This is a genomic window from Hymenobacter cyanobacteriorum (genome assembly GCF_022631375.1).
GTDB lineage: Bacteria > Bacteroidota > Bacteroidia > Cytophagales > Hymenobacteraceae > Hymenobacter > Hymenobacter cyanobacteriorum.
The window spans coordinates 978791-991221 of record NZ_JALBGC010000001.1; the positions used below are offsets into that span (position 1 = coordinate 978791).

Annotated in this window: 11 protein-coding genes; 2 read left to right on the forward strand and 9 right to left on the reverse strand. The window is 61.3% G+C overall.

Going from position 1 to position 12431, the window contains the following annotated elements:
* Window positions 1–395: 395 nt before the first annotated feature.
* The gene (locus MON38_RS04195; RefSeq protein ID WP_241934876.1) at window positions 396–2624 is read right to left on the reverse strand and encodes a protein-disulfide reductase DsbD family protein; all 2229 of its coding nucleotides are present in this window, start codon (window positions 2622–2624) and stop codon (window positions 396–398) included.
* A 265-nt stretch (window positions 2625–2889) separates the two neighbouring features.
* Between MON38_RS04195 and MON38_RS04200 the strand changes: the two genes are divergently transcribed.
* Window positions 2890–4224 (forward strand): hemolysin family protein, encoded by a 1335-nt coding sequence (locus MON38_RS04200; RefSeq protein WP_277881377.1) that lies wholly within the window; start codon window positions 2890–2892, stop codon window positions 4222–4224.
* Between the two features lie 65 nt (window positions 4225–4289).
* Here MON38_RS04200 and MON38_RS04205 read toward each other — a convergent pair whose 3' ends face one another.
* The 7 genes from MON38_RS04205 to accD form a co-directional block, all read right to left on the reverse strand.
* Window positions 4290–4805: a gamma carbonic anhydrase family protein gene (locus MON38_RS04205; RefSeq protein WP_241934878.1), complete on the reverse strand. Its 516-nt coding sequence runs from the start codon at window positions 4803–4805 to the stop codon at window positions 4290–4292.
* 143 nt (window positions 4806–4948) lie between these two features.
* Entirely contained in the window at window positions 4949–5935 is a 987-nt protein-coding gene (locus tag MON38_RS04210) for a radical SAM protein (protein WP_241934879.1), read from the reverse strand.
* A 109-nt stretch (window positions 5936–6044) separates the two neighbouring features.
* Entirely contained in the window at window positions 6045–6818 is a 774-nt protein-coding gene (locus MON38_RS04215; protein ID WP_241934880.1) for an endonuclease III domain-containing protein, read from the reverse strand.
* 139 nt (window positions 6819–6957) lie between these two features.
* Complete coding sequence (locus MON38_RS04220; protein ID WP_241934881.1) at window positions 6958–7674, reverse strand: YiaD family glycine zipper/OmpA-like lipoprotein; 717 nt, start codon at window positions 7672–7674, stop codon at window positions 6958–6960.
* A 208-nt stretch (window positions 7675–7882) separates the two neighbouring features.
* Window positions 7883–8158: a YMGG-like glycine zipper-containing protein gene (locus MON38_RS04225; RefSeq protein WP_241934882.1), complete on the reverse strand. Its 276-nt coding sequence runs from the start codon at window positions 8156–8158 to the stop codon at window positions 7883–7885.
* Between the two features lie 156 nt (window positions 8159–8314).
* Window positions 8315–9061, reverse strand: a complete 747-nt coding sequence (locus MON38_RS04230; protein ID WP_241934883.1) for a YiaD family glycine zipper/OmpA-like lipoprotein — start codon at window positions 9059–9061, stop codon at window positions 8315–8317.
* A gap of 118 nt (window positions 9062–9179) precedes the next feature.
* Window positions 9180–10073, reverse strand: coding sequence for an acetyl-CoA carboxylase, carboxyltransferase subunit beta (accD, locus tag MON38_RS04235; RefSeq protein ID WP_241934884.1), 894 nt, complete (start codon window positions 10071–10073; stop codon window positions 9180–9182).
* 278 nt (window positions 10074–10351) lie between these two features.
* Between accD and MON38_RS04240 the strand changes: the two genes are divergently transcribed.
* Window positions 10352–11368 carry an OmpA family protein gene (locus tag MON38_RS04240; RefSeq protein WP_241934885.1) on the forward strand — a complete coding sequence of 339 codons (1017 nt, stop codon included), beginning with the start codon at window positions 10352–10354 and terminating at the stop codon, window positions 11366–11368.
* Between the two features lie 30 nt (window positions 11369–11398).
* Here the strand turns inward: MON38_RS04240 and MON38_RS04245 are convergent, their stop codons facing one another.
* A complete protein-coding gene (locus MON38_RS04245; protein ID WP_241934886.1) occupies window positions 11399–12412 on the reverse strand; it encodes an MBL fold metallo-hydrolase in 1014 nt (337 codons plus the stop codon).
* Window positions 12413–12431: the final 19 nt, after the last annotated feature.

Here is a 12431-nt window from a genome sequence, read left to right on the forward strand (position 1 = left end):
TGATAATATTGGTAAGTTAACGCCTGAAAATTGAATTTATTGTAATTATTTATTTAAGTGTATTGATTGTTTGCAGCAGTTATAACAAAGCATTACATTTGTTACAATCCTATGCAGCCCACTACGGCAGCAACGTGGCTGAATCGGCCGGCTCCGCTGGGTTTCGCTTTACGCAAAACCAGCGCGCAGGTCGTTCATCGAAAGCAGCAATGCTTTGGCTATGGTTGTGGTTGGTTACAGAGGAGAAGAGGGGAAAACGGGGCTGCGCATCTGGGTGGGTGCGCGCCTCAACACTGGTAAGGGGCGGCCTCTGGGTGGGGGCCGCCCCTTCGTGCGTAAGCCGGAAGCGCAAATTCTCTGCCATCATCACCATTCTCCCCGGGGGCTGGACTTACCTAGCGGGCCGCTACGGGAGCGGCCTTGCGAAACTGTTTGGAACCGGCCTGTAGAAAGGCATTGAACTGCGCAACATCAGGCTCGTAGGCAATGGGCGCAACCAGCGGCGTGTTGGTTGCATCGTTGGGGTCGAGCAGAATGTAAAAAGGTTGGGCATTCACGCCGTAACGGGTGATTTGCAGGTCGGCATTCTGCTTGCCAAGGGTGGTTTTCAGCTGTTTGTCGTGGGTGGAAGTATACCACTCCTTTTGGGGCAGCTCGGTTTTATCATCCACATACAGCGCCACTACCACATAGTCGTTGCGCAATTGGGCTAGCACCTGTGGGTCGCTCCACACCGTTGCTTCCATCTTGCGGCAGTTCACGCAGGCGTGGCCGGTGAAGTCGATAAAAATGGGCTTATGCTCTAAGCGGGCTACGCGCTTGGCCTGCTCCAGGTCGAAGTAGCCGTTAAGGTTGTGGGGCAGCTCCAGAAAATCGCCGAAGCGGGGCACCTCGCGGGCGGCGCTGGTGCTGGCCGCCACGGCCGGGGCACCGCCCTCGGCGGCAGCCACCGAGAAATCGTGCTTGCTCTGGGGCGGCAGGTAGCCGGCCAGCAGCGGCAGCGGGGCGCCAAACAAGCCCGGCACGAGGTATACGGTGAAGGCAAAGGCCAGCACGGCCATCAGCAAGCGGCCTACGCTGAGGTGGTCGAGGGGTGAGTCGTGCGAGAGGCGGTACTTGCCCAGCAGATAGAAGCCCAGCAGGGCCGACAGCACAATCCAGAGCACGATGTACACGTCGCGGTTGAGCAAGTGCCAGTGGTAGGCCAGGTCGGCGGTGCTCAGGAACTTCAGGGCCAGCATCAGCTCGATGAAGCCGAGCACCACTTTCACCGTGTTCAGCCAGCCGCCCGAGCGGGGCAGGCTTTTCAGCCACGAGGGGAAGATGGCAAACAGCGTGAACGGCAGCGCAAACGCCAGCGAGAAGCCCAGCATGCCCACAATGGGCTGGATGCGCTGCCCGCGCGCGGCCATGCTCAGAATGCTGCCCACAATGGGCGCAGTGCACGAAAACGACACCACCACCAGCGTGAGGGCCATGAAGAAAATGCCGGCCCAACCGCCGCGGTCGGCCTGCGCATCCACGGAGTTCACAATCTGGTGGGGCAGCGTGATTTCGAACAGGCCCAGAAACGACAGGCCGAACACCACGAACACCACGAAGAAAATCAGGTTGGGCAGCCAGTGCGTGGCAATGAGGTTGGGGCCGTCTTCGCCCAGCAACACCGACACGAGTACGCCCATCAATACGTAAATACCGATGATGCTGGCCCCATAAACGAGGGCCTTGAAGATGCCGCGCTGCCGGCTGTCGTTGCCGCTGGTGAACAGCGAAACCGTCATCGGCACCATCGGGAACACGCAGGGCGTGAGCAACGCGGCCAGCCCAAACGTGAAGGCCAGCAGTGCAAAGGCCCACAGGCCACCGGCTTTGTTCACGGGGTCGGCATTGAGGGCGACATCGGCCACGGCGGGCGCGGGGGTCACTTCGGCAACCGGCGTTTCTGCAGTGGCAGCAGCAGTGGGCGCGGCAGCAGTTACGGGTGTCGTATCGGCAGCAACCGGAGCGGCGGGAGTTGCTTCGGCGACGGTAGCTGGCGCGGTAGGCGCGGCCGGAGCAACAGCTGACGCGGCAGTGGCGGGCGTGGTAGCCGGAGCCGTCGGCGTAGCAGTTGCCGCCAATTTGGCCGGTACAACGGCAGCGCCAGTCACCGTCAGCGGGCCAAAATTTAGGGTTTCGTTGCCGGGCACGCACTTGCCGTCCACGCTGGTGCAGCTTTGGTAGTCGGCTTCGGCCGAAACGGTGAGCGGGCCGGGCTGTAGCACTTTAATGCGCTGACGCATTTGCCCGGTTTTTTCCCAGAAGGCGACTTCGCCTTTGAAAATCTCGTCCTGCTCGTGGTGCGACTTGATGGATTGCAGCTTGCCCACCAGCGCGTAAGCCGGGCTGGGCTTGAACTTAAGCGTGAAGACGACCGGGCCCACTTCGTCGCTGAAATCGGAAGCGTAGAGGTGCCACTTGTCGTCGATGCGGGCGTTGATAATCAGTTCCACTTCGTCGCCCACTTTGGCGGTGGGCTTGCTCAGGGCAGTGCTGAGGTGGGTGGGCGTAATTATCTGAGCCGTAGCCGACAGTACCAGGCCCAGCCAGAGCAGCAGCGCGGGCAGTATCCGGAAATTTTTCATGAGGGATTCGATTGTCGCGTTGTCACTTACCACGCCGGGCTTTCTGATACCAAAAAAGGCCCGCTTCTGTTATCCGGTGGCGCACCGGAGGCGTAACTATGGCGGCAAGGCTTTCATTCAACCACGCGTTTCAGAGGCCAAAATTACATTCATCCCAGTGAGAAATGCGTGAGCCCGAACCGCCGGCTGCCAACTACCTACGCCAAACTGCGTACTTTTGAGCAACAATGGCCCCCAGACCGACCGCGTCGCGGGGGCCGCCAACATGGGTTTACAACTATTCTTAACCGTTTTACTCGTCTTAGTAAACGGATTTTTCGTGGCCGCCGAATTCTCGCTGATTCGCGTGCGCCTCTCGCAGCTCGAAATCAAAGCCAAGGAGGGCAGCCGGCTGGCCGGCCAGGCCCTGGGCGTGCTGCACAAGCTCTACGACTACCTCTCGGCCACGCAGTTGGGCGTCACCATTGCCTCGCTGCTCTTGGGTGCGGTGGGCGAAGAGCTGTTCACCGAAATATTTCTGGGGCTGCTGCCGCGGCTGGGGCTGCCCATTTCGGCCCTCACGGCGCACAGCATTGCCGTGGGCCTGGGGCTGATTGTGCTCACGTTCATGCACGTGCTGTTTGGCGAGCTGTTTCCGAAGGCGCTGGCCATTCAGCGGCCCGAGGCGGTGAGCCTGGCGCTGGTGCTGCCATTGCGCGGCTTCTATTTTCTCACCCGGCCCCTCACGTGGTTCCTCTCCAAAGCCAGCAATCTGATGCTGGGCGCGGTGGGCATCCAGAACGTGCACGGCACCGAGGCCCACACCTCCGACGAACTGCGCCTGCTGCTCGACCAGAGCAAGGAGAGCGGTGAGATTCAGGACTCCGAGCACGAGCTCATCGAGAACGTGTTTCAGTTCAACGACCGCATGGTGAAGCAGATTATGGTGCCCCGCACCAAGCTTTCGGCCCTCGACGTGCACGCGCCTGCCGAGCAGATTCTCGACCTCGTGTTCGCCGAAGGCTTTTCGCGCATGCCGGTCTACGAGGGCAACATCGACAACATCGTGGGCGTGCTCAACGTGAAGGACCTGCTGCCAATCATCCGGCGCGGCGAGGCCGTGGAGCTGGCCCGCATCATGCGGCCGCCTTATTTCGTGCCCGAAACCAAGAAAATCAACCGCCTGCTGCGCCAGTTCCAGCGCAAGCACATCGTGATGGCCATTGTGAGCGACGAGTTCGGCGGCGTGTCGGGCATCGTCACCATCGAAGACATCATGGAGGAGCTGGTGGGCGAAATCCAGGACGAGTACGACAACGAAGTACCCGTGGTGGAGAAAGTGGCCGAGGACGAATACCGCGTGAACCCCGCCACGCCCATTTCCGACGCCAACGAGTACCTCCCCTACCCCCTGCCCGAGGGCGAAGACTACGAAACTGTGGGCGGCCTGCTCAACGTCATCTACGGCAGCATCCCCGAGGTGGGCGACGTGGCCGTGCTCGACCCCTACGAATTCCGGGTGCTCCAACGCTCGCGCCGCGCCGTGGAGCTGGTGCAGCTCCGCGTCACCACGCCCGCCGAGCGCGAAGCCCCGCGCGGCGAGCTCAGCGACGAGGTATAGCGTCAGTTAAAAGTTGAGAGTTAAAAAAAGCCCGTCTGGAGATTCAGACGGGCTTTTTTTAACTCTTAACTCTTCAACCAACTGGCGTAGGTCTGATAATTGGCGGCCGTGCGCAGCAGGCCAGCGCGTTGTTCATCGGTAACGGGTTTGATTCTGCGGGCTGGCACGCCGGCATATAAGTAGCCCGGCTCGCACACGAAATTCTCCAGCACCACGGCCCCGGCCGCGATGATACAGCCGGTGCCCACCACGGCGTGGTCCATCACAATGGCACCCATGCCGATGAGCACGTCGTCGGCCACGGTGCAGCCGTGCACCAGCGCCCGGTGCCCGATGCTGACGCGGCTGCCGATGCTGAGCGGGGCCTTCTGGTAGGTGCAGTGCAGCACCGCTCCGTCCTGAATATTGGTTTCGTCGCCGATGCGGATGCTGTGCACATCGCCGCGAATAACGGCCGTGAACCAGACGGTGCAGCCGCTGCCCAGCACCACGTCGCCAATGATGGTGGCGTTATCGGCCACGAAGCAGTCGGCGGGAATGGTGGGCGCGATGCCGTGAATGGGGAGGATGAGGGCGGGCATGGGAGTGGGTTATTGCTAAAGGAGGAACGTCATGCTGAGCGTAGTCGAAGCATCTCTACCGCAATAGTGAATCCTTTTGATTGGATTAGTTGTGTGGTAGAGATGCTTCGACTACGCTCAGCATGACGTTCTTTTATATTGTCCTACGCCACCCCAATCAGTCGCTTCCACGTGCCCTTTTCCCAGTTATACTTCAGCGTGCTGGGCAGCGCCTGCCAGAAATACTTGCTCGTCTCGACCGCGAAGCTGGGCTGCATGTAGCAATTGATGGTGCAGCCCTCGCAGGCGGGCAGGCGGCCCTCCAGCGCGGCCAGACGCTGGGTTTCGGGGGCGTTGTATAGGTCGTATAATTTGCCTTCGATGGGAAACTTCTGCTCGCCGAGGTGGTAGCAGGGCAGCACCAACTCGTTGCTGGGCGAGATGACCAGCGTGGTGCTGGCGGCCCGGCACACGGGCGCAGCCACGTGGTTGCCGCCATCGCGCCGCAGCTGGATGAAGGCCTCGTTCAGGTATACGCCCTTGCGCTTGCCGAAAGCCGAGAGGTAGTCCAGTTCGGCGGCCGTGAGCTGCTCGCCGGTTTCCACGTCGCCGTACTCAAAAGCGGGGTTGAGGATAAGGACGAGGCCGTTGGGCTGGGTGATGTCGCGATACACGGCCTCCAAATCCGCCAGGTTTTTGCGGAAGACGGTGAAGAGGATGTCCGGCCGCTCGCCCAATTCTTTGGCTACGCGAATGCTTTCGAGCACGAAATCGTAGCAGGCCACGCCGCGGCCCAGGTCGTGGGTGTCGCGGTCGGCCGAGTCGAGCGAAAAGTGCAGCATGTCGACTTTGCCGCGCAATTTCTCCGCATTTTTAGGGTAGAGCAGGCCGTTGGTTGTCACGGTGGTGATGAAGCCCATCTCCCGCGCCAGGCCCAGAAAATCAGGCAGCTGCCGGTGCAGCAGGGGCTCGCCGCCGGTGAAATCGATAACCGACACGCCCAGCCGCTTCAGGTCGCGCAGGTTCTGCGTCACGTCCTCCAGCGTGATGTAGGGCGAGGGCTTCTCCCAGATGTCGCAAAACGCGCACTTCGCATTGCAGCGGTAAGTGACGTAGTAATTGCAGAGAACGGGGTGCTTGACGAGGCGCATAATTTTAGCTGATAGCCTTTAGCTGTTAGCTATTAGCTTTTTACATTTTGGGCCTTTAAAGCACCTCTACGAAGCTAACAGCTAAAAGCTAATGACTAACAGCCAACAACTAATGCGGCAGCTTGCCCCAGGCGGCCGCGTCCCACTTATCGGGCGTGGCCGCCAGCGCGTCGGCCGTAGCTTCCCCGAAATGCTCCTGGTAATAAGTGCAGAAGCCTTTCAGCGGACAGCGCGCACAATTAGGCTTCAGGAAAAAGCAAATTTGCTGGCCGTGCCAGTAGTTGTGCTTGTGGAAATTGAACAGCGTCTCGGCATCGGCCGGCAGCAGGGCCAGCAACACGCCATGCGCCTTCTCCACCGACACTTTCGGCCCCAGAAAGCCCACCCGCTGTGCCACCCGGTGCACGTGCGTATCGACGGGCAGCACCGGCTTGTGGTAGTTGAAAAGCAGCAGCAAAGAAGCCGTTTTCAGCCCAATGCCCGGCATATCGGTGAGCCAGGCCATGCCCTTTTCGGTAGGCCAGTCGGCCAGAAAATCCAGCTCAAACGGCCCTCCCGTTTCGACCCGGATGCGCCGCAAAATCTCCTGGATGCGCGGGGCCTGGGTATCGGGCCAGCGCGTGGTGCGGATGGCGTGGGCCAGCTCCGCCGTGGGCGCGGCCTCCACGCCGGCCCAGTCGCCGAAGGCTTCCAGCATGCGGTCGTAGGCCAGTTCCTCATCGGCATGGGTGGTGCGATGCGAGAGCACCGTGGAGATGAGCTCGCGCATGGGCGTGCGGCGCGGCTCGGGCGGCATGTGCCCGTAGAAATGGTCGAGGATGAGGTGGTCGGCCCAGGCTTTTTCGGCGGGCGTTGAGGCGTAGGCAGCATCAGATGAAGGCATGCCCGGGTGTACCGGCAAGCGCGGGCCAGGGTTGCCAACAAGCCGGATGCGTGCTGCAATGGGCACAAAAAAACCGGCGGCCAATTTGGCCACCGGTCTTCTCGAAACTTCTGCCGCGTTAGCCACGGCTGGTTGGGGCTTACAGCTGGCCTTTTTTGGCAGCCTTCTGCATTTTCTCGTTGGCGAAAATGGCTACTTCCACGCGACGGTTGGCGGCTTTGCCGGCTACCGTGCTGTTGTCGCCCACGGGCTGGGTCGAGCCGTAGCCGGTGGCCGTGATGCGGCCCGAATCAACGCCCTGGCCCTGAATCTCGTTCGACACAGCCTGTGCGCGACGCTCCGAGAGGGGCTGGTTGATGGCATCCGAACCCGAGCTGTCGGTGTGGCCTTCGATTACCACGTTGGTATCAGCATATTTCTTGAGCGTAGCGGCCAGCTGGTCGATGTTGCCAGCGGCTTCCGGGGTCAGGCTCGACGAGTTGGTGCCGAACAGGATGCCCGAAGCGAAAGTGATTTTGATGCCTTCGCCGACGCGCTCTACTTTGGCACCTTCGAGGTCGCGGCGCAGCTCAGCAGCGGCCTTGTCCATTTTGCGGCCAATGAGGGCACCGGCGGTACCGCCTACCACGGCACCAATGATGGCGCCCTTGGCCGTGCCCGACTTACCGCCAATGAGGCGGCCGGCCACGCCGCCAGCTACCGCGCCACCCAAGCCGCCAATGATGCCGCCTTTAAGGGTTTTGCTCATGCCTTTGGGCTTATCCGTCGAAACGGTAGAAGTTTGGGCCTGCGCGAAGTTGTTTACCAACAGCAGCAGGGCCAGCAGAAAAGTGAGGGACGAACGAAAGAATTTCATGGGTTAAAAAGGGGTTTGGGGAAAATAGGCCGCTGCTTGTGCAATGGGCCGGCAAGTACGCTATTTGCAACCACCTTGCCAAACTCGCGCCGCCGAGTGCCATCCTTCGCCAGTCGAACCAGCTCCTTCCCGCCACCAACCACAAAAAAAGGCCCTACGCAGTGCGCAGGACCTTTTTTTTGATTTATGCAAGCAATGCAATTATCAGTTACTTCTTGCCTTTGTAGTTGTAGTAACGGGCCGGGTCTTTTTTCTTGTCTTTGTTGCGGCCAATCAGGCCACCACCAACCACACCAGCAGCAGCACCTACTACGGCACCTTTGCCGCCGCCCAGCAGGCCACCGGCCACTGCGCCGGCACCGCCACCAATGGCGGCGCCTTTGGCTTTGTTGCTCCAGCCTTTTTTAGGCGTCTGGGCCTGGGCGCTGCCCAGCAGCAACACGAATGCAAGCAGAATCAGAAAATATCCTTTGAAAGTCTTCATGACGAGAGATATAAAAGGGAGATAAATGATGAGGTTTTAACGCGGCTTCGGCGAAGCAGGTTGTGCTTGATTCACTTTTTTTCTGCCACCCATCCCAAATAAAAAGGCCGCCCAAAACAGGCGGCCTTTTCAACAGTGCCTTATCTGATGAGCAGACTACAAGCGGCCATCTTCGGCGGCCTTCTTCATCTTTTCGTTAGCGTAAATGGCTACTTCTACGCGGCGGTTGGCCTGCTTGCCTTCCACGGTGGTGTTGTCGCCCACGGGCTGGGTCGAGCCATAACCCTGGGTGGTGATGCGGCTCGACGACACGCCCTTGGCAATGGTCGAGTTGGCCACGGACTGGGCGCGGCGCTCGCTCAGGGGCTGGTTGATGGCGTCGGTGCCCGAGTTGTCGGTGTGGCCTTCAATCAACACGTTGGTGTCGGGGTATTTCTGAAGCACAGCCGCCATTTTGCTGATATCGGCTTCCGAAGCCGGGCGCAGCGTAGCCGAGTTGGTATCGAACAGGATGCCTGAATCGAAGGTGATTTTGATGCCCTCGCCCACGCGCTCTACCCGGGCACCTTTCATGTCGTTCTGCAGCTCAGCCGCGGCTTTGTCCATTTTGCGGCCAATGATGGCACCCGTGGTACCACCAGCCGCCGCGCCTACGATAGCGCCAATGGCCGTGCCCTTGCCGCCGCCCAGCAGGCCGCCTACCACGCCGCCCAGTACCGCGCCGCCACCCGCGCCCAGCAGGCCGCCCTTGGTGGTTTTGCTCATGCCGGTTTTGCGGGCGCCGGTGCCGTTGTTCGTCGAAAGGTCAGGCTGCGTGGTGCTGGCCTGTTGCGAAGTAGCGCAGGAGCTGAAAAGCAGCACGAAGGCCATCAGCACAGAAAGCAGAGATTTGGAGGTGTTCATGTGAAAATGAAAGAATGATGAGTTGTTTCGGCCCGTATACGGAAAAAACCCGCTCCGGTACCGGAAACGGGTTTTTCAAGAAGCGTGCCGAAACGGCAAAAATGGTTTTAGCGCGGCGCTACTGCACTTTTGAAGCCGCACGTTTTGGCGTGGGAGCAGCGGCCGGGGCGGGCCGCAGCATGCCCAGCAGGTCGGCCAGGCGCTGCTTCAGCTCGCGCCGGTCCACAATAAAATCCAGAAAGCCGTGCTCCAGCACAAACTCGGCGCTCTGGAAGCCCTTGGGCAGGTCTTTGCCGATGGTTTCCTTGATGACGCGCGGCCCGGCAAAACCAATGAGTGCGCCGGGCTCGGCAATGTTGAAGTCGCCCAGCATGGCAAACGAGGCCGTGACGCCGCCCGTGGTGGGGTCAGTGAGCAAGCTCACGTAGGGCACGCCAGCTTCGGAAAGCAGGGCCAGCTTGGCCGAGGTTTTGGCCATTTGCATCAGCGAGTAGCCGGCTTCCATCATGCGGGCACCGCCCGAGCGCGAAATCATCAGGAACGGGATGCGGTTCTGGCGAGCGTAGTCGATGGCACGCGCGATTTTCTCGCCCACCACCGAGCCCATCGAGCCGCCAATGAACTTGAAATCCATGGCTGCTACCACCAGCGGCTGGCCGGCGCTGAGGCCGTGGGCCGAGCGCACGGCGTCTTTCAGGCCGGTATTGCGCTCGGTGGCGGCCACGCGCTTGGGGTATTCTTTGGTGTCGACGAAGTGCAGGGGGTCGCCGGAGGTGAGGTTGGCATCGAGCTCGGTGAACTGGCCGCCGTCGAACAGCAACTCGAAGTAATCGGCCGCGTCGATGCGGTCGTGGTGGCCGCAGTTGCCGCACACGTAGCGCAGGCGCTTGTGCTCGGCCATAGTGGCCACCGTTTTACACTCGGGGCACTTGTACCAGAGCCCGTCGGGGGTTTCTTTTTTCTGGTCGGTGGGGGTCACGATGCCCTTTTCTACGCGCTTGAACCAGGCCATATGGTGAGCTTTTAGCTGTTAGCGAATGGCTATTAGCTTATTTTTTTATGTGAGAGCCGCCTGCTTGGAACAGGCAGATAAGAGTAAAAACCGGGCATCAAAGATAAGCGACAACCAACCGCCTGCCGCTACGGCCCAACTGCAACGAATAAAATGCTGTTGGGGATGCCTGCCGGGCGGTCAATACGCGCAGGCTGGCCGCTGGGCGCTACCTTGCCGGGCCAACGCGGCCGGGCAGGCCGGCCGCCGATGGGTTTGTTTTCCCCGTGTTGTTCCCCGTGCGAATCATATCCCCCGCCCTGCTGGGCCTGGCCCTGCTGGCCGCCCCCACCCTCACCGGCTGCGTAACGGCCAAGAAATACGACGACCTGAACGCCCGCCAGAAAGCCGACGCCGACGGCAAAGCCGCCGCCGAGCGCCAGCTGCAGGCTACCACTGGCCAATTGCAAAAGGCCAGCGACGAGCTGGCCCAATTGCGCCTGACGCAAAAGCGCCTCATCACCGACTCGGCCGAAACCGGCGCGGCCTACCGCAAAACCCGCAGCCTGTATAATGACTTGAACACCAGCTACGACAAGCTGCTGAAAAACAGTGACCGCGAGCTGGCCAACAAGTCCTCAGACTACAACAAAGTGGCCAAAGACCTGGCCCGCCGCGAAGCCGAGCTGGGCGAGCTCGACCAGAACCTGCAAAAAAGCAAAGCGGATAACGACCGCCTCGCCGCCGACCTCAAAACCCGCGAAGCCCGGCTCACCGAGCTCACCAAAGCCTTGGCCGACAAGGACAAAGCCGTGGACGACCTGAAAGCCCGCGTGAGCAAGGCCCTGCTCAGCTTCAACAGCAGCGACCTGCAGGTGAAGCTGAAGGATGGCAAGGTGTACGTGTCGCTGTCGGAGCAGCTGCTGTTCAAATCGGGCTCGACCAAAGTAGACCCCAAGGGCCAGGAGGCACTGAAAAAGCTGGCCACCGTGCTCCAGGAGCAGAAAGACGTGAACGTGGTGGTGGAGGGCCATACCGACAACGTGCCCATTTTGCGCGGCACAGCCGGCATGACCGACAACTGGGACCTGAGCGCGCTGCGCGCCACCGAAATCGCCCGTTTGCTGGCAACCAGCGGCGTGTCGCCGGAGCGCGTCACGGCCTCGGGCCGGGGCCAGTACGTGCCCGTGGCTGCCAACGACACGCCCCAGAACAAGGCCATGAACCGCCGCACCGAGATTATTCTCACGCCCAAGCTCAACGAGCTGTTTCAGATTCTGGACGGGAATTCTTCGGCCGCGCCAGCTGGGAAGTAATTAGGCGGCGATGGCTGCCTTATAGCCTTTTCACTGCTCCCACCAGCGCGCATCAAGCGGGCCGGCGGCCACGTCCACGCGCTGGCCGGGGGCGGGCAGCAGCAGCGGCACGCCGGGGCCAGCAGCTTCGAGCAGGCGCTGCACTGGCTGCCGCCAGGCATGAAACGCCAGGTTGAACGTGCCCCAGTGCAGCGGCAACAGCGGCCCGCCGCCCAGCAGCCCGTGGGCCACGAGGGCATGGTCGGGCCCCAGGTGGATGTCGGCCCATTCGGGGTCGGAGGCCCCGATTTCCAGCATTGTCAAATCGAACGGCCCGTAGGCCTCGCCTATCTGCCGGAAAGCTTCTTCGAACGGGCCCGAGTCGCCGCCAAAAAACACCTTGTGCGTGGGCCCCAGCAGGCACCACGAGGCCCACAGCGTATCGTTGCGGGTGAGGCCCCGGCCCGAAAAGTGGCGGGCCGGGGTGGCCACCATCGTAAAGTCCTCGCTCAATTGGGCCGATTCCCACCAGTTGAGCTCGGTGATGCAGGCGGCCGCTACGCCCCAGCGGCGCAGGTGCGTGCCCACCCCCAGCGGGCAGAGAAACGGCACACCGGTACGGGCCAGCACCCGAATAGCGGCCGAGTCGAGGTGGTCGTAATGGTCGTGCGAGAGCACCACGGCATCCAGCTCCGGAAGCTTGGCAAGCGGCAGCGGCGGCGCAAAAAACCGCTTCGGTCCCATCAACTGCGAGGGCGACACCCGCTCGCTCCACACCGGGTCGGTGAGAATGCGGCGGCCGTCGATTTCGAGCAGCACGGTGCTGTGGCCCAGCCAGGTGGCGCGCAGGGCCGCGGCCGGCACGGGGGCAGCCAGCGCGGCGGCATCGGCCCGGAAAGTGCCGAGCGGCACTTTGGGCTCCCGCTCGGCTTTCTCGAACAGCCAGCGCCTCAGCAGCGCGCCGTAGCCCGAGGGTGGGCTGACGGTAGTGGGCACGGCGTTTTCGTAGGTTTTGCCGTTGTAGGTGGCTTGCAGGCGCGGGGCGGAGGCAGTTTTGAAGCTCATTGCAGCCGCAGACGCACAA

Bases quoted from the DNA above. Each gene is read 5' to 3' on its own strand.
- MON38_RS04215 (WP_241934880.1), bottom strand. From the start codon at position 6,818: ATGCCTTCATCTGATGCTGCCTACGCCTCAACGCCCGCCGAAAAAGCC.
- accD (WP_241934884.1), bottom strand. From the start codon at position 10,073: ATGGCCTGGTTCAAGCGCGTAGAAAAGGGCATCGTGACCCCCACCGAC.
- MON38_RS04220 (WP_241934881.1), bottom strand. From the start codon at position 7,674: ATGAAATTCTTTCGTTCGTCCCTCACTTTTCTGCTGGCCCTGCTGCTG.
- MON38_RS04210 (WP_241934879.1), bottom strand. From the start codon at position 5,935: ATGCGCCTCGTCAAGCACCCCGTTCTCTGCAATTACTACGTCACTTAC.
- MON38_RS04205 (WP_241934878.1), bottom strand. From the start codon at position 4,805: ATGCCCGCCCTCATCCTCCCCATTCACGGCATCGCGCCCACCATTCCC.
- MON38_RS04200 (WP_277881377.1), top strand. From the start codon at position 2,890: ATGGGTTTACAACTATTCTTAACCGTTTTACTCGTCTTAGTAAACGGA.
- MON38_RS04195 (WP_241934876.1), bottom strand. From the start codon at position 2,624: ATGAAAAATTTCCGGATACTGCCCGCGCTGCTGCTCTGGCTGGGCCTG.
- MON38_RS04245 (WP_241934886.1), bottom strand. From the start codon at position 12,412: ATGAGCTTCAAAACTGCCTCCGCCCCGCGCCTGCAAGCCACCTACAAC.
- MON38_RS04225 (WP_241934882.1), bottom strand. From the start codon at position 8,158: ATGAAGACTTTCAAAGGATATTTTCTGATTCTGCTTGCATTCGTGTTG.
- MON38_RS04230 (WP_241934883.1), bottom strand. From the start codon at position 9,061: ATGAACACCTCCAAATCTCTGCTTTCTGTGCTGATGGCCTTCGTGCTG.